The 16,580-nt window shown below is 51.6% G+C and carries 13 protein-coding genes and 2 pseudogenes; 2 read left to right on the top strand and 13 right to left on the bottom strand.

Going from position 1 to position 16,580, the window contains the following annotated elements; genetic code table 11:
• Positions 1-36: 36 nt before the first annotated feature.
• The 13 genes and pseudogenes from AAC019_RS05775 to AAC019_RS05715 all read right to left on the bottom strand — a co-directional run bounded on the left by AAC019_RS05775 (position 37) and on the right by AAC019_RS05715 (position 14,601).
• Positions 37-243 (bottom strand): hypothetical protein, encoded by a 207-nt coding sequence (locus AAC019_RS05775; protein ID WP_339897672.1) that lies wholly within the window; start codon positions 241-243, stop codon positions 37-39.
• 275 nt (positions 244-518) lie between these two features.
• Complete coding sequence (locus AAC019_RS05770; RefSeq protein WP_339897728.1) at positions 519-1,880, bottom strand: Nramp family divalent metal transporter; 1,362 nt, start codon at positions 1,878-1,880, stop codon at positions 519-521.
• A 232-nt stretch (positions 1,881-2,112) separates the two neighbouring features.
• Positions 2,113-3,480, bottom strand: a complete 1,368-nt coding sequence (locus tag AAC019_RS05765) for an MBL fold metallo-hydrolase (RefSeq protein WP_339897670.1) — start codon at positions 3,478-3,480, stop codon at positions 2,113-2,115.
• Positions 3,481-3,557: 77 nt separating this feature from the next.
• On the bottom strand, positions 3,558-4,418 hold the full coding sequence (locus AAC019_RS05760) for an SDR family oxidoreductase (protein ID WP_339897668.1): 861 nt from the start codon (positions 4,416-4,418) through the stop codon (positions 3,558-3,560).
• A 14-nt stretch (positions 4,419-4,432) separates the two neighbouring features.
• Positions 4,433-4,903 (bottom strand): hemerythrin domain-containing protein, encoded by a 471-nt coding sequence (locus AAC019_RS05755; RefSeq protein WP_339897667.1) that lies wholly within the window; start codon positions 4,901-4,903, stop codon positions 4,433-4,435.
• Between the two features lie 380 nt (positions 4,904-5,283).
• Positions 5,284-6,060 (bottom strand): ion channel, encoded by a 777-nt coding sequence (locus tag AAC019_RS05750; RefSeq protein ID WP_339897665.1) that lies wholly within the window; start codon positions 6,058-6,060, stop codon positions 5,284-5,286.
• Positions 6,061-6,401: 341 nt separating this feature from the next.
• Positions 6,402-6,995, bottom strand: a pseudogene (locus tag AAC019_RS05745) (type 1 glutamine amidotransferase domain-containing protein); the annotation flags it as partial.
• 279 nt (positions 6,996-7,274) lie between these two features.
• Positions 7,275-7,343, bottom strand: a pseudogene (locus tag AAC019_RS05740) (type 1 glutamine amidotransferase domain-containing protein); the annotation flags it as partial.
• A gap of 30 nt (positions 7,344-7,373) precedes the next feature.
• On the bottom strand, positions 7,374-8,417 hold the full coding sequence (locus AAC019_RS05735) for an NADP-dependent oxidoreductase (protein WP_339897663.1): 1,044 nt from the start codon (positions 8,415-8,417) through the stop codon (positions 7,374-7,376).
• Between the two features lie 255 nt (positions 8,418-8,672).
• Positions 8,673-9,884 carry a type II toxin-antitoxin system HipA family toxin gene (locus AAC019_RS05730; RefSeq protein ID WP_339897661.1) on the bottom strand — a complete coding sequence of 404 codons (1,212 nt, stop codon included), beginning with the start codon at positions 9,882-9,884 and terminating at the stop codon, positions 8,673-8,675.
• Entirely contained in the window at positions 9,884-10,195 is a 312-nt protein-coding gene (locus AAC019_RS05725) for a helix-turn-helix transcriptional regulator (RefSeq protein WP_339897660.1), read from the bottom strand. The genes AAC019_RS05730 and AAC019_RS05725 overlap by 1 nt, the downstream gene beginning before the upstream one ends.
• Positions 10,196-10,330: 135 nt before the next feature.
• Positions 10,331-11,491 carry a Wadjet anti-phage system protein JetD domain-containing protein gene (locus AAC019_RS05720; protein ID WP_339897659.1) on the bottom strand — a complete coding sequence of 387 codons (1,161 nt, stop codon included), beginning with the start codon at positions 11,489-11,491 and terminating at the stop codon, positions 10,331-10,333.
• 179 nt (positions 11,492-11,670) lie between these two features.
• Positions 11,671-14,601, bottom strand: coding sequence for a TonB-dependent receptor (locus AAC019_RS05715; protein ID WP_339897657.1), 2,931 nt, complete (start codon positions 14,599-14,601; stop codon positions 11,671-11,673).
• A gap of 498 nt (positions 14,602-15,099) precedes the next feature.
• Here AAC019_RS05715 and AAC019_RS05710 point away from each other — a divergent pair, with 498 nt between their 5' ends.
• Both AAC019_RS05710 and AAC019_RS05705 read left to right on the top strand, forming a co-directional pair.
• Positions 15,100-15,591 (top strand): hypothetical protein, encoded by a 492-nt coding sequence (locus tag AAC019_RS05710; RefSeq protein WP_339897656.1) that lies wholly within the window; start codon positions 15,100-15,102, stop codon positions 15,589-15,591.
• A gap of 503 nt (positions 15,592-16,094) precedes the next feature.
• The gene (locus AAC019_RS05705; protein WP_339897655.1) at positions 16,095-16,577 is read left to right on the top strand and encodes a hypothetical protein; all 483 of its coding nucleotides are present in this window, start codon (positions 16,095-16,097) and stop codon (positions 16,575-16,577) included.
• Positions 16,578-16,580: the final 3 nt, after the last annotated feature.

Below are 16,580 nucleotides of genomic sequence, written 5' to 3'. Positions count from 1 at the left end.
AAAATAAGCGTACGACCTTACAGCCATATTCTTATGCTACTCAATCCACTGAATAGTATATTGAGTGGTTCTCGCGTCGCCTTGCCGGCTAACTTGAGAAGTTATGGCATAACGATATTTATCGTTTTTCGAAATTTTCGAAGCCTTATCAAACCCTTTTTCTTTAAGCTGGGCTTCAATTTCAAGGAGCTTGTCCTTATCAATATTGCCAACGTTTTTCAACACTCCTACTGCCTCCACCATTACCTTCTCCTTAGCCAAGGCTCACCCGATAAACAATCAGACAATTATTTATCAGGTTTCCCAAAATAAGTAAAGAGTGGTCTACGCTTGTGTTACAGCTTTCGAGGGTGACATCATCTGCCAAAAACTATAGCCACACCACAATCCATAGACAAAAGGAATGGCCAGGCCGCGGACGGCGACCTCTGTCCTCCGGCAAATATACGTTGAGAGCCAGTCAAAGGGTTTATCGCTATTAACAGTAAATCCATGTCCAATGCTAATTATCTTCTACGCTATTGAGAATTCAGCAATAAATCCCACAAATACACACCTGCAAAACCCAAATAGAATATACCTGCTGCAACCATAAAAATGGTAACCATTAAGCTTGGCTGTAACGTTTTTGGCAAACGAGTGCGGTTTACATACAGTGCAGATAAGGCAATAAAGGGTGTATGCATCGCCGCAATAATGCCAGAGGCCGACATAACCTTAACGGGGTTTTTAAAGGCCAAAACAATAGCAATCGGCACCAGACCGGTGATGGTTATAACAAAAATACGTTTTAAGTGGCGGCGCTTAAACAGTGCAAAGCCAAGTTTCCCGGCCGCGCGTTTTGCAGCCATCAAGGCTTTATTAAGTTCGCCGGAGTTTCGCTGTTTGCGCGTTAGAATCAAGGTAATATCAGCGAAGCTGCGACCCCAGCCGTCTTGATTGGCCAGTACACTCCCGCCGAGTGCAATGACAATAGCCGCTAACAGGAGATACTCGCCCACACTACCCCACACATCAGAAAACAAGCCCGTAAGGTCTACCGCTACGCCGGCCCCTTTGGGAACCTTGCCCTCTGGGGCTAGCAGTTCGGCGCCAAGTATTAAAAAAGAGGTGATAACCACCAGCCCACCAATGACACCCAGAGTGGCGGCACCGGTCATAACTTTTATCCAACCTTGCGCTCGCTCCTGACGGGCTGCCTCATCTGGTCGGTTGGCGTCCTCCGAGCTTGCTGAATGCTCGCATTCGTCGTCCTCATCGGGGCTCTCGATACCGCCACCAAAGCCCCGGGTGGCTGTCCAGTAGCCAAACCACAATATACCCATGGAGCCTGCGAGGATCGTCCCGACCCAGGGGAGAATAATGTATAAATCTGGATCGCTGGGCCAGCTGGGTTTCATCCCGGACACTACATCACTCACATTGGGCGATACAACCACCGCAGCGACGATTACCATAATCATCAACAGCAGCGCCATAACCCGGCTGAAGCGCTCGATCACCGAATATTGTCCGCTGGCGATAAACACGGTACTCAACACGATTAACAAGCATGCATATAGGCTGGCGCCACCGGGCAGAATACTTTGCAAAGCACTGCCCACCACACCGGCTAAACCGGCGATACCCACACTTGCTGCCAGCAGTTGCGGGACAAATATAAACCAGACCGCCCAATTAGCAGGCCCCTTTAGAGTACTAAGCCCCTCGAGCATCGTCTGACCGGTAACAATGGAGAACCTCGCCATCTCCCGGATCATGACCCACATAAAGAAGACCACCAAAAGCAGCAGCCAAAATAGTTGGTATTCATAAACGGCCGCGACTCTAGGGGTGAACAATATAGAGCCGGTACCTACTGCAGAGAGCATCCAAAGCAAACCAGGCCCGTACCAACGCAGCTTACTCCAACCTTCGGGTGCTTTTGGGGAGGACTGTCTAAACAATTCTTTTATCTCCTATTTATGGGTTAATAGCGCCTGTTTTACGACCACCCACATTTAACGGATGCAACGGGGCCGCTCGAAGCCATAAAAGAGGTTTGGCCCGAGCATGCAATTTGTAGGGCGTTGCGCGTTATGCTTCGACGATTACGAAAGAACCGATGAACTATTAATCACGATCAAGGGGCAAGTCTAGTTTCTTCCAGGCGCTCATACCGCCGAGAACGTTTCTGACATCCTGAAATCCCGCCCGAAGTAAAATACTGACAGCAACACCGGCCCGATGCCCTACGCCACAGGTTACCGCCACGGGCATTTCGGGGTGGAGCCCGAGGTCATTAAGGTGCTCTTGAAGGTGACCAACAAACATGTGCTTAGCGCCGGGAATATGCCCGCCAGAAAATTCATCCAGCTCCCGCACATCAAGCACCTGTAAAGAGCTGCCAGCTTGATTAACCTCCAACGGGGTTATAACGCCGGAGGTTTCAATGGGCTGGCCTGAGCTCCGCCATGAACTAAAGCCACCTGATAACCCTCCGGCAACGCCATCGATACCGATACGACTCAAATGTAACGCCGCCTCTTCAACGTCCTGATCGCGGTCCGATACCAAATACACAGTGGATTGCTTATCAGCGACCCAACCACCAAATACGGGCATTCCACCTAACCAAACGCTAAAGCTGCCCGATACGTGGCCACCGGCAAACCCTTCAGGCTCGCGGCAATCCAGCAACAGTGATTCACTCTGCGCTTTGGCAATAGTATGCACATCGAGCAATGGCGTCGAAAACGGTACGCGTGGCGTCATCCCACCATCCAGATTAACTTTTTCCATGTGCTCAAAATACGGGGGACGCGGAAGGTTTTCGCCTCCCTTTTTGCGTGAAAACTCGTCACGATTTAGCGTAAAGACGTCGTTGTATTGTTTCTCGTCGCCCAACGTCGACGACGGCCTGTGGGCCATACCACTGCCGCACACCGAACCGGGCCCGTGGGCCGGAAGTATCAAGGCTGTATCACCCAAGTCAGCAATTTTGCTGTGCACGGAGTCGTACAGAAGGCCGGCGTTTTCTATGGATTTCTCAGCATCCGGTAAATCAGTTCGACCGGTAGTACCAAAGAACAGCGTATCGCCGGTAAATACGCCCCAGGCACTGTCTTTGTTCTGTGGAGTAAATATCGCGTAAGAGCAGCTCTCGGGGGTATGCCCTGGTGTGTGCAGCACCTTAAGCGTTATATCACCAACACTAACGCACTCCCCTTCGGCCAGCCGCTGGGTTCCAGGCCCGAATAGCTCATGATCACCTGTGATAATTTCGGCCCCGGTGACCTGCGCCAAATGGGTGGAGCCGAGCACAAAGTCCTCCTGCCGGTGGGTGACCATGACATATTTAATACGGGCGCCTAACGACTGTACGGCTTGTAGATAAGCATCCACGTCTCGCCGCGGGTCTACCACCACCGCCTCGCCGCCGTCGGCTAGTACATAAGCATAATGAGAGATTTTTGGCGTTTCTATTCTAACGAGTTCCATATGGGTCTCCTCTAAGATCTAGAGAAATAAACCTTGGTCAAGCACGCATCACCTAGACATTGGCCATCACCTAGACACTACCCACCTATCACGGTACCGCCGTTTGGGTGCAGCACTTGCCCGGTCATATAACTCGCATCGTCTGATGCTAAGAATATATAGCTAGGCGCGACTTCATCCGGCTGACCAGCTCGCCCCATTGGGGAACCAGCACCGAAATTCTCAACGTCGTCGGCACTAAAAGACGCGGGTATGAGTGGCGTCCAGATCGGGCCGGGCGCCACTGCGTTTACCCGGATATTGCGCTCGGTTAAACTGCCGGCCAAGGATCGCGTCAGGGCTACTAGCGCGCCTTTAGTGGCGGCGTAGTCCAACAAGACTGACTTGCCGCGATAGGCGACAATGGAGGTGGTATTGATAATACTGTCACCGTCGCCCAAGTGCTCCATGGCGGCCTGAGTCAAAAAGAACGTACCAAAGATATTGGTATCGAAGGTTCGGCGAAGCTGCGCCTCAGAGATATCCGTGATGTCCTCTTGCACATGCTGCTCTGCGGCGTTGTTAACCAAAACGTTCAATCCGCCAAACTCAGTAACTGTCTTGCGCAGACTGTCGCGGCAAAAATCGGCGCTGGCGATGTCTCCCTTTATCGCCAAAGCCTTTGCGCCGGCCTTGCGAATATGCTCACAGGTGATTTCTGCATCGGCGTCTTCATCCTTGTAAATAAACGCGACATTCGCGCCCTCTTTGGCAAAGCCGATACAAACCGCGCGGCCTATACCGCTGTCACCGCCACTCACAAGCGCGATCTTGCCGCTGAGCTTGCCAGCGGCTTTATAGTCCTTCATAAACGACTCGGGCTGTGGCTGCATCTTACGCTCATCACCGGGTTGGTGAGATTGATGTTGATGCGCAAACGAAGATGGTTTATCACCCATGACTAGCCTCCCGCTTAGATGTGAGGACGTTTTTCAATAGATTGGTCGGTAACCTGACGCTGCTTCTCGTTGCGCATTGCCGTCTCCATAAAGTCGGCTTGCTCGCCATCCAGAACTTTCTTAGCATCAAAGAAGACCTCGTTTTCTTCCTCGTCGATATGATGTTCAAGGCTTTCTTTAAGGGATAAAAACTTCTGAAACCAAGCAGAGCCAGTTAGATCTGAGTTGGTCAGCTCTGATAGCAGCTGCTCAGCCTCTTGGTGCTCTTCTTCACCGTGCTCGACTTCGTCTTCGGTTTTGGAGTGATTTTTAAGCGGGTCGTAAAAGGCTTTTTCTTCGGCCTTACTGTGAACAATGATGGTTGCTTTTAGCTGATTGAATAGATCGCTTCGCTCTGCAGACTCGTCGGGGCCCAAAACTTTAATTTTGTCCATCAAGTCTTTGATTTTTTCGTGATCTTTCTTCAAATAAGTGTAAATAGACATAACAATTCCTCTTGGCCTAATTAAATCAAGGTATACGGCTAGCAGACTCCCGAAAAACTATCTGCGTGGTCACTGCAGCGTTGAAGCCGGGCTAAAAGTGCTCATTTATAAACCATAAACTCCGCTTTTTCGCCCGATTTCGCCTTGCATTGACTGCCTCGAAAACGTTTTTCAACAGCCTGCTAGTTGCAGAAGCCGTGCCAAAAAGGGATGAGACAGCCAAAGCCCGTTAACGACGGGCTCTAGCGCGAAGGCGTGACAATAAGTGGCACCAGTAATCGACGTTGTTAGCGTAAAGGCCACAATCCTATGAATTATTTACAGCCCCGACGACGAATATAGAATGATCATTAACAATCTCATTGCCATAGGAAGAATGCCTACCAACCATCGTAAAGGCAGGCGGTGACTAATAAGCCCCGTAGTTGCTTATACTCTTCCCAACTAAAAAGCCCGGAATCGCCCTGTGGGAGACTGGATATTGGCTGGTAGCGATCGGGCCAGCGTTCAAGGCCGGTGGATTCATCCGCGACAACATGCCTTAAGTTCTCTGAGTGAGCAAAAATGAGGTTTTTTACGGTCTCTACGGCTACAGGGGTTGGCCTTAACGCGCTGTTCGGATGATTGGCAATGTAAAATAAAATATCCGCCGCTTTTAAGTAAGCAACTGAAAACGCGCTGTCTTGCTGCGATGAGTGAAAATAGGCCACTACCGGATAGGCCCCGTACTTAGTGGAAAACTTCATGCCGTTTAACTGAATATCAAACAGCTTCTGCCAAACGAAATCGACGCTCGCTTTATCATCTAAGCGCTCAACAATGCCACCTCGGTCATCCACGACCGAGTTGATTTGAGTGGCAAGCTGACGTTTCTCGAGTGCAACCGGAACAACCGCGATGATGTACGAAAGCCCCAGAGACGTTAACAAGGTTCCGGTGCTTACCGCTAAGGTGCTCAGTAACGTCCAGGGAAAGTGATTAGCGGTGACATCGCCGTAGCCAAGGCCACTGAGCGTTACGCCAGTAAAATAGAGTTTATCCAGGTTGCTGGCCGCGGTAAGCGTATTGCTGTTAACGATATTAGCCTCGGCCGACTGAAACAGCAAAAACCACCCGAGATACAGCATGCCATACCAGAAGGCTACAATAACAATCATCAGCAGTGGTCCGCTCGCGGCGAGGAATTTATGCGACGGTTTAATACGGTGATAAAACAACATCAACTGCCATAACTTGCGGGAGATGAGAGATGTGGCAGGCCCGCCACCTCGCAGGCTTAGAATCGTTACAAAAGCATCGAATAAGGTGAAGAGTATAATCAGAGCGGCCAGAGCGGCCTGAAAAATGGAAAGTGGCGGCATAGAAGTCTCGTCGCGTAGTAATTTAAAGACGCTATTAGACTATCAGAATGACATGGCGCTGAGAAATCAGCGCCATATTTAGAGCAAAACCAGAGCGGGAAAAATTTATTCCCAATGTGGAGTAAAGGTGAGGTGAACTAACCCAACAGGCTCAAAAGATCTTTTGCGGCCTGCTCTGAGGAGGCGGGGTTTTGGCCCGTAACGAGCGCACCATCAATAACCGAGTAGCTCTGCCAATCATCGCCCTTTTGATAAGTGGCACCCTTCTCCTTTAGCATATCCTCCAGCAAAAACGGCACTACCTCGGTAAGCCCTACGCCCTCTTCTTCACTGTTACTAAAGCCGGTTACCTTTTTACACTGCACTAAAGGCGCACCGCTGGAACCTTTAACATCACGCAGTACAGCTGGCGCATGACACACAAAGCCATGAGGCTTATTGGCCTTAGCAAAGGACTCAATTAACTCGACCGATTTATCGCTTTGCGCTAAATCCCATAGAGGGCCGTGGCCGCCGGGGTAAAATACGGCATCGAACTCGTCTGCATTTACCTCAGCCAAAACTTTAGTGTTTGCCAATGCTTGTTGCGCATTAGTATCGTCCGCGTAGCGTTTGGTCGACTCGGTCTGGCCGTCGGGGTCATCACTTTTAGGGTCTAGGGGCGGCTGCCCGCCTTTGGGGGACGCCAGGGTAACCTCGGCGCCCGCACCTAAAAAGGTGTAGTAAGGCGCGGTAAACTTGGGGCCTGCCTACACTGTGTGAGCTGCCTCTGCAGGCTGCCATTTTTTCGCCCAGCAAGGCGCTGCGAGTGCGGGATAGTTCCTCTATCTTAGCGAGCCGAAACGCAGCTGGTCGGAATAATGGCTCCAGCCTTTCAGGTTGAAACTTAATAGCTCTCACTCTGCGTTGCTCATCGTTTATTTGGAATAACCAAACTGCTCTCTTCGCGCCTTAATTGAGAGCTATTTAGTTTCAACAGAGGTAGCTCACACAGTGTAGGCAGGCCCCGCCCAAAAACCGGTTTTATTGCCTGTATCACCTAATTGATCGTGCGATGTTAAAACCATTAATACTTTCATACTAACCTCATAGCTTAATAAATTACTGACTTAGCTCAACTCGTCTGGACCGACACGCACCACAAGCTTGCCAAAATTGTTTCCATCAAGCACATCCGACAGCGCCTGGGGCGCTTGCTCTAAGCCTTCTACAAGCTGCTCGCGATACTGGATCTTGCCCTCGCTTAACCATTGACTCATTTCTTTCATAAACTGGGGCATTTCGGGGCCGTAATCGTCAAACACGATAAAGCCTTTTACCGAAACACGCTTTTTAAGCAGTGTACCCATCAGCAGCGGCAAACGATCAGGCCCATCAGGTAAGCCTGTGCTGTTGTACATAGACACCATGCCGCACAGTGGGATACGGGCGCCGGTATTAAGCAGCGGCAGTACCGCGTCAAACACTTTACCGCCGACGTTTTCAAAATAGACATCGATACCATCGCCGCAAGCGGCTTGTAATTGCTCGGCAAAATCTGGCGCTTTGTGATCGATGCACGCATCAAAGCCTAACGTCTCGACAGCGTAGCGGCATTTTTCGGCGCCCCCTGCTACGCCCACGGCTCGGGCTCCTTTGATTTTGGCAATCTGCCCCACGGTTGCCCCCACCGGGCCGGTGGCCGCAGCAACCACAACGGTTTCGCCGGCCTGGGGTTTGCCGATATCCAGTAAGCCCATATAGGCGGTAAAACCCGGCATCCCCAAAATGCCCAGCGCATAGGAAGGCTCGGTAAGACTGTCAGGGAGTTTCATCAGGCCGTCACCGCCGGATAGGGCGTAATCCTGCCAGCCGGTAAAGCCCACTACCCAGTCGCCCTCGTTAAAGCCGTCAAGCTTAGAGCTCACTACCCGAGACACGGTGCCGCCCACCATCACGTCGCCCAACGCCACCGGGGCGGCGTAAGATTCGGCGTCGCTCATACGCCCCCGCATATAGGGGTCGATGGATAAAAACACCGTGCGTAACAGGACTTGCCCGTCGGCAGGCGCTGGCAACGGCTGTTCATTGAGCTTAAAATTTTTGGCCGTTGGGCGGCCTTCAGGACGAGACGCCAGCAGTAGCTGACGATTGTTTGATGCTGACTGGGACATAACAAACCTCGAAAACATTTTACGATGAAAGAAGAGCTGCCAATAAGCACTTAGGTGAGGTTACCGGCTTACTATTACAAGGGGCGAATCAAGCAACAAAAAGTGTCACATCAAAAGATCGCGAAGCCATCACAGTTTTATACGGTGATAATAGCGCCAAGGGAGATAACGCGGATACGCAGGCGTGACAAGCTTTACATAAGTTTAGACGATATAAGCCAAGCGGTAAGACGAATGACACAAATCCGCAGCAGGTTAGGCGTTAACGTTTAAAACGCCTTGCAGCATATGAACCTCGCCGGCGGCCATGCCCGCCTTAACAGCACGCTCGGGTAAAGTGGCGATTAACCCGTGCAACCTGTCTATTTCGCGCTGCGCTTCGGCGGCATTAAAATAAAACAGCTTGCACAGCGAGCGGGCGTTTTCCAGCGTGGCATCGGCGCCAAACGTGCCCACGCCCATAGCCTGATGACCGCGCACCCCACCCAAGGTGGGCAGCACATCGTACACCGGTGATAAACGCCACTGCCTGGCACTAACCGAGTAGACCATGGCATGGTTGCGGGCGTGATCGTCGGTATTGCCCAGCAAAATATTGCATACCATGCGGGTAAAGAGTTCGCGACAATCGGTGACCGGCTCGGCCGAATGCTTGCGCAAAATAGTCGCGAGGTTTACGTAGCTATAAGGGTTTTTACGCGAGTCGCGCACACGGCGCAGCCGAGAGGTGTTAAACAGGCTGTTGGCCGAAACAAAATGTAGAGGCTGGCCGGCCATACGATCAAACCGCTCGATCAAAAACGCGCTGCGCCCCGCCCCCAGTTCGCGCAAGGCAATTGCAGGCACACGGATACCCGCCTCGCGCAATAACGTCATGGTTAAATACTCCAGCGCGGGGATGTTCAGTAAATCCTGCTCGCGCGAGAACTTCACCAACCACTGGCTGGCGCCATCGGTGACCACCACTTTAGGGCGCGCGCCCCCCATGGATGAACCCGGCTCAATTAATGCGAGCTGCTCTGGCGTAAGGGGCTCGCGCTCCTGAACCTTTTGCGCAACGGCTGCTAATTCATCAAGCAGCTCAATGCCGGGCAAATCGGTGGGGGTACGCGGATAACTGCGCGACAAACTAAACTCCAGCAACCCTACCCCGCCGCCACTGGTGCGCAGCAACCGCTCTACTTCATTTTGCGGGCTGCTGTTGTGGTGCATCAGCATAATGCGCGTACCCCAGTCATCGGGCCCGGCATCGGTAAATACACCAAAAGTGCCCTTGGGGTTTTGGGTGCGAAATGTGCGGTTAACCAACGGTAAGTTGACCGGGTCTAGCGGGTAGGCTGCGGGCTCGGCCAACCACTCTTTGCGGTAGACAAATTCAGCCAGCGGTGGCTCGCAGGTGATGGTGCCGGCCAAGCGGCGCTCACCATTGGCCAGGCGGGCAAATACATAAGCTGACTGGTAAGCCATTAGCGCTCGCGCAACCTGGCATTAGCCTGCTGAATTTGCCGGCCTACATCATCGCGATGTGGCGCGGCTAAATCGGCCACGGCATCGGCTAAGTTCATGGCGTTTAGCGCGGCAAGGTACACGCCGGCGGCGGTACCCAGGTTGCCAGCCTCGGCCGCCCGATAGGCATTAACCGATAATAGCGCGCGCGCAGCGGCCTCTTGTATCGTCCAGCCTCGCGCTTTGCGCGCCTGTTTAAGGTTGCTGGCAAAGATCTCAAAGGCCCGTTTGGCATCCTCGTCGATGCCCAACTGATAATCGGTACCCGGCATAAAAACCTCGCGCCCAGAATGCATGCTGGTTAATAAGTAAGCGAACAGCGTATCACAAAAGCCCGGGGCGAGCAAAATATATATACTTATAAAGGCATATATTAAGCCATATAATACCTATATAGGCATATTGAATTAATCGAAGAGTAAGTCAGACAGAGTTACCGCCTCTTGGTCGGCGTAACTCTGCTCGCGCCTAATGGCCGGCAATAATACCGTATCGGCATACTCACAGCCGGTTACGCCCGGGTCGGGTTGCGGGTTTTTAACGCCCGACGCCTGAGTGTGCCCCAGCCCGCTATTTAACCGCTGCAATAATGGCTCATACCCTGGGCGCCACGCCTGCAGCTGGGTAAAGCTTTGGCGCAGCGCTTTTAAAATTGCCAGCCCGGCATAATCTAAGTCTCCCCAAAAGCTTACCCGCAGCGAGCGAGCCTCGCCGCCAAACCACGCTTGTTTAAAGCCTGCGATATCGGCCTGGGGATTAAGAAAGGAAAATACCGCTTGGCCCGGCTCACGCACTCGCGCCGCGCTGGCGCGAAAGCCGGCGCTGTAAATCACCGTAATGCCGGGCAAGTTAGCCTCTGCCAGCATTAAAAAAGTGTCTTGGTTTTCGACAAACAATAAGTGCGTGAGTGGCTGACCGAGATGCACCACCAACATAACCGGGCGCACCTGTAGCTGCTGCGATAGCGCCGGGTAAAGGGCACGCACCAGCGACTCGTGCGGCTCTAAAAATTTAGAGTCTCCGGCAAAACAGCGGGCCGACAGTGCCCTTAGCGACATAGGCTGTTGCAGCTCGTCACCGATACGGGCAAAGGCGCGCACCACTTGCGCCGCCGACATACCCTTGGCGCGAATGTGGCGGTTCTTAAGAGCATCGCCGGCGTCTTCAAACTTATCGGACACTCTCTGCAATTCGTGCGCCCAGGTTATGGCGTAGGGGTCGAGTGCGGGCCGATTTAACCACTGGCGCGCCACGGGCTCTTTATCGGGTAAAAAGTAAATTTGCGCGTTGTCGTAAGGCTCTTGCTGGGGTGCAACCCGCGCCCGTTTGATGGTCAGCATGTGGTATTGGCGGTCGAGGTCATCCAGCAGCGCCCACAAAAACTCAACATCTTGCCCCTGAAAATCGTACAACTCGGGGACAGTTTTAGGCGTAACTTTTATATAAGGGCGGCGGCCCGCCTCGAGCTGATCGAGAAACCGATGCAGCAAACGCCAGGGCAGCAGCTCTGGGCTCCACCAAACCGGCGGCCCTATTTTAGAAGGATTAGCGGTTGTCGAATGCGTCATAACCATAAGCGTTTAGGCAGTTGCAATGGCTTACAGTGTAACAGACTCAGTAGCCGGCGCCTGGGGGGAAGCAGCTCGAGCAAAAGCTAAAAAAAAGGCCCCAATGCAAGCATCGGGGCCAAGAGGATACGCCTGGGAAACTAGGCGAAAGTAAAACTTAGCAAAACCAAAACAGGCGTTTAAAAGCGCCCGCGCACACCTACCGACCAGCGGCTTTCATAGACGTTTTGGGTAATGACATAGTCATCCCACTGGGCGTACTGGTTTTCAAACTCGTCGGTAATATTACTGCCCTGTACATAGACACTGACGTAATCGTTAATGTCGTAGCTGGCCGACAGGTCAACGTAAACCGTCGAATCCGTCCAGATGGGGACAACTCCTTCGCCCATGGCATCGGCTAAACGGTCGAGCCGGTCACTGCGGTAGTTAGCCGCAATACGGAACTGCCAACCGTAATCGTCGTACCAGAGCACAGCGTTACCGGATTTTTCAGAGTTATCCTGAATCGGCAACTCGTCGCCATAAACATCGACGTTGGAGCTATCGCTGGGCGCGTAGGTAAAGTTAAAGCTCGCCCCTAAGCCGCCCCAAATGCCGGGCAAAGAATCAAAAGCTTGCTGATAGGCAAACTCTAACCCTTCGATGCTGCCGCCTTCACCATTAATATCGGTGGTCACCGGCAACTCACGACGAATCACCCCGTCGGCATCAGGCAAGCCTTTGGTAATAGTGCCTTGCTCGATAAACGATTCGATATCCATGTAAAAAGCGCCCACGCTTAGCAGGCTAGAATCGTCAAAGTACCACTCCAGCGACAGGTTATAGTTGTCCGAGCGCCAGGGCTCTAGCTGCGGGTTGCCATTTTGGGTACCGTTGATTGCCACCAGTAGATCGGGGCTAACCCCTAGCTGATCGCCCAGTACATCCCCCGCGCGGCTGCGCCCGACACTTAAGCCGCCCGCCAAATCATCGATATCAAGGTTAGTCAGGGTTTTGGCGTAACCGGCACGCAAAATTAAATCTTCGGTGATATCGAGGGCAAAGTTGGCCGCCGGCAAAAAGTCATCGTAGCTGCGCGATATGGTTTCTTCGCCAATTTTATTTGATGCCGTACACAGCGAACAAGGACGATCACCACCGATTATGTTCTGCAGGATATCCAGCTCAGTTTTAACATACTGAGCGCCAAGGTTACCGACATAACTTAACCCGGCGATATCGCCTTCCAGGTTCATTTGCACATAAGCCGTTTGCGTTTGCTCCTCGACTTGATACGAGCGCGAGGGCTGAACCAATTTTTTATTGCCCGGGTAAATGGCGTTTTGAAAGCCGATGTTATCGTCCATCACCTCGGGGTTAATAAAGTAGAAGGTGCCCGGCACGCTGCCCGGCCCAAAGTCGCTAACTTCGTTTACCCAACCCTGTGGCATGTCGCTGTAATAGTTGGTGCTCCCCAGAGTCATATCGCCACCGGCAACACTGTTTTCACCGTCGCCATTGGTATCACCCAGCGATGCACCTGAATCCTTCCACATAACATCGGCGGAATAGTCGCCAGTGGTAAAGGGCGCAACAAGAATATGCGTCTGCCGGGTGACGTCACGCTTACCTTGACGCAAACCGAAATCGATACTGGCGATATCACTGCTGCTAAAGCTGTACTTAGCGTCGGCACGCAGTACATCAAGGGTGGCATCTTCCTGGAAGTTATTTTCTGAGTAGGTCGACACTAAATTGTACTGATTAATATCAGAGCCAAAGCCCGGCTCAAACTGCAGCGAAATATAATCGCCTGTGCGATCAAATTGCACCAGTGCATCGCCAGGGCCATAACCCCTTGGGTTAGCCGGCTCGGCGCCCGAGCCATCGTTGCGCAATAGGCCGTGCTGCGCACCACTGGTTAGGTAACCGTGTGCCACATTCTCGGTGTGCGAGCGTCCGGCATCACCGTGCAGGTAACGCAAAGAACCACTCCACGGCCCCTCGCCCTCATAATTAAGCTGTAGATTCGCATTGGTAGAATCGCGATCATTGGTCAAAGACTCGGCGTAGGAGCTAACGCGACGCACCTGCAGCTCGGCCCGATTGACGGTATAAATAGAGCCACCCAGGGGGCCGGCTAAGCGCTCGTCAAACTGATCGGAGTAGGCCCAGTTGTTGCCGCGCGCACTGTCGATCATCATGCCCTGCTTGCGGTCGGCGTCTTCCATCTCGGTGTAAAACACATCGGCGATAAACTCCAAGCTATCGGTAATATTAGCCTGGAAGCTCGCGCTTAAACCAAAGCGGTCGCGCTCGGTGCCGCGATCCATTACGCCGTAAAAACGCTGCGACAAAAAGGTATCGTTGTTGTCGCCATCGCCATTAAAATCGCGCTGATCGCGAATATCTTCACCAATTAACTCCATCCCGTTCAGGATGGTGCCATTGCGATAATTCGCCATGGTTTTTTGATCGTACGTAGCGGTTACCACCAAGCCATAATCATCGCCGTTAAAGCCGGCAAATGCCGACACTTTGCCATCATCGCCCTTAGACTCGCTGCCCTGGGCCAACTCGGCATTGCCTGCCAGAGTTACCCCACTGTCAAGATCAAACGGGCGAATAGTTTTTAAATCCAGGGTGCCGGACACACCGCCAGCCAGCAGTGATGCTGTGGGTGCTTTGTGTACGGTAATACCCGAGATTAGCGATGCAGGTATATCGGTAAAATCTGGCTGTACGGTGGTGATTGATCCCGCACTTAAAAATTGCTCGCCATTCATAAGCGCGGTCACTTGCGGCATGCCGCGCACGTTAATGGTCGACCCCTCACCCGCCGAGCGGCGAATTTGCACACCGGGAACACGCTGTAACGTATCGGCGATGGTTGTATCGGGAAGCTTACCAATGTCTTCGGCGGTGATAGTGTCACTCACCCCGACATTAAAGCGCTTTTGATCTAAGTTGCGTGTCTGGCTTGCCGCCACACCCACAACGGTTACCTCTTCAATAGGCGCTTCATCAAGATTTTGTTGCGCCGCTGCAACTCCACTTAACGACATACCACTGACAACCAGCGCTACGTTTACTGCAAGCGCACTGCGCTTAAAACTAAACCGGTTCAAAATACGATCTCCCCCATGTACTACTTTTTTGTGCTTGCTTAGGCAAACACACCCAATTCCAGTGTCAGCCTCCATACCACCAATGTTATCCGGTAACTTTTATATTAATCTTTTGTGATAGTTGGTATCAGGCTAATCGTAAAATTTAGATATGGCAAGAGGCGTTTCATTATTTTTACCAACATAGCGCGCAGTTAACGCTTTGGCTCAATGGGTAGACCATGCGACGAGGATGCCGCATGAATCGTTACCTTGCGTTACAGGCATCACAAGAAGGGGGATTCTCTTTGCTAAGAAAAACAATTTATCCATATAAAAACAGCAATTTATCGAAATTAACGCCAATTTCAAAAAATTCACACATTCGTTACCCGTCGTAACATATGTGTAACCTTGATATGTAAAATAGGCATCGAGCAGGTGATAACGCTTGCTTTACTCCGAGGGTGATCCCCTCTTTAAGCTGATTTAGCGTTGACTGATACGAGGTAACCAACCATGTTCAATTTCACTAACCGCTCGACCCTACAAACCATTATTGCTGGCCTTACACTGACCATCGCCGCAGGCGCCAGCGCTGCCAACAAAAAAGTACCCGGTGTTATCGAGTCTGTGGACTTAGCCAATAAAAGCGTTTCTATTATCGCGGACGAAACCGGCGAAAAACTGACTTATCGTTTTCCCGATGCCCCGAAAGTACGTTTAGGCGGTCGCGCGGTACGCGACATGTCCAGCTTACAGCCTGGCCAAAACGTTACTTTGAAGCTTTCCAGAATTGAGCCCGAACAAGCCAAAAGCCGTATTATTGAAGGTGAGATTTTGGAAGTGAACCTACAGCAGAATATTGCCCTGATCCGCCCTGCCGATGGCGGCGCACCTCGCACTATCGCCCTGCCAGACGCCATTCGCGTTTCTGGACTGCATAAGGGTGCCGGCATCGAAGATTTAGAGGCCGGCCAACAGGTGACCTTTAAGTACGCGCCACAATAATGCTTCTGTGGGCCTCACACGAGGCCCACTTGTTTACCCGGCCACAATCACCCCATCGCCAATCCTCCGCGCTAAGCAAAACAGTAAGCCCTGCCTCCAACCTCATTACCTGCCCCTATTCTCCGACCACTCTGCCCATTAAACACGCCTATCAGGCTCGCCACATTTAAGGGCAGCGCCAAGCCCATGCGCACCAAAATAATGTTACTAATTACCACGCAATCACCCTAAAAATAAGCACAACTTAAGATAACGCACCATAACAACGCGTTTTAATTTCCTTATAGAATAAAAATCAGGGTATTTAGATTTAAATAAACAATTGATATAAAAATTAGTAACTTTAGGTAACAAAAAGATAGAAAGTATCAGTAATATGTTTCCTACGCGGACGACACATCGTTAACAAAGGTTCGCGTACAGCAATAAGGCTGAGATTTGCCCACTCACCTTGTACAGCGTTTATTAACTGAAATGACTTAGACAGCTTAGAGGATTTGAATATGTCTATTTTTACTGCACGTACTACTGTTTCATCGCTGATTGCGGGCCTGGCACTTACGGCTAGCAGCGTTGCTCTGGCCGCCGACGTCACACTGAAAGGTGTTGTTCAGTCGGTGGACTACGAAACCAATAGCCTGACCGTGCTGACCGATAAAACCGGCGAGCTGGTAACTTATGGTTTTACCGGCACGCCAAAAATCGACCTGGATGGACGTAAGTCCACCGACATGGCATCGGTTGAGGTAGGACAAAACGTAAAATTAAAACTCAACAAAATTACCAAACCGCAAACGGTGGTGAAAGCTGAGATCTTAGAGGTGAACTTAGAACAGAATATTGCCTTGATACGCCCCGCCGACGGCGGCGCGCCAAGGGTAATTGATTTGCCAGAGGCCGTGGCGATTTCTGGTTTACACGACGGCGCTGAAACCTCAGATTTAAAAGAGGGTCAGTTTGTTACCTTAAAGTACAGCGCTAAATAAGCC

It is taken from the genome of uncultured Gilvimarinus sp., from assembly GCF_963975215.1.
GTDB lineage: Bacteria > Pseudomonadota > Gammaproteobacteria > Pseudomonadales > Cellvibrionaceae > Gilvimarinus.
This window is presented reverse-complemented; position numbering and strand designations above follow the sequence as displayed.

Bases quoted from the DNA above. Each gene is read 5' to 3' on its own strand.
- AAC019_RS05735 (WP_339897663.1), bottom strand. From the start codon at position 8,417: ATGTCCCAGTCAGCATCAAACAATCGTCAGCTACTGCTGGCGTCTCGT.
- AAC019_RS05760 (WP_339897668.1), bottom strand. From the start codon at position 4,418: ATGGGTGATAAACCATCTTCGTTTGCGCATCAACATCAATCTCACCAA.
- AAC019_RS05710 (WP_339897656.1), top strand. From the start codon at position 15,100: ATGTTCAATTTCACTAACCGCTCGACCCTACAAACCATTATTGCTGGC.
- AAC019_RS05765 (WP_339897670.1), bottom strand. From the start codon at position 3,480: ATGGAACTCGTTAGAATAGAAACGCCAAAAATCTCTCATTATGCTTAT.
- AAC019_RS05775 (WP_339897672.1), bottom strand. From the start codon at position 243: ATGGTGGAGGCAGTAGGAGTGTTGAAAAACGTTGGCAATATTGATAAG.
- AAC019_RS05720 (WP_339897659.1), bottom strand. From the start codon at position 11,491: ATGACGCATTCGACAACCGCTAATCCTTCTAAAATAGGGCCGCCGGTT.
- AAC019_RS05705 (WP_339897655.1), top strand. From the start codon at position 16,095: ATGTCTATTTTTACTGCACGTACTACTGTTTCATCGCTGATTGCGGGC.
- AAC019_RS05750 (WP_339897665.1), bottom strand. From the start codon at position 6,060: ATGATTGTTATTGTAGCCTTCTGGTATGGCATGCTGTATCTCGGGTGG.
- AAC019_RS05725 (WP_339897660.1), bottom strand. From the start codon at position 10,195: ATGCCGGGTACCGATTATCAGTTGGGCATCGACGAGGATGCCAAACGG.
- AAC019_RS05755 (WP_339897667.1), bottom strand. From the start codon at position 4,903: ATGTCTATTTACACTTATTTGAAGAAAGATCACGAAAAAATCAAAGAC.
- AAC019_RS05730 (WP_339897661.1), bottom strand. From the start codon at position 9,884: ATGGCTTACCAGTCAGCTTATGTATTTGCCCGCCTGGCCAATGGTGAG.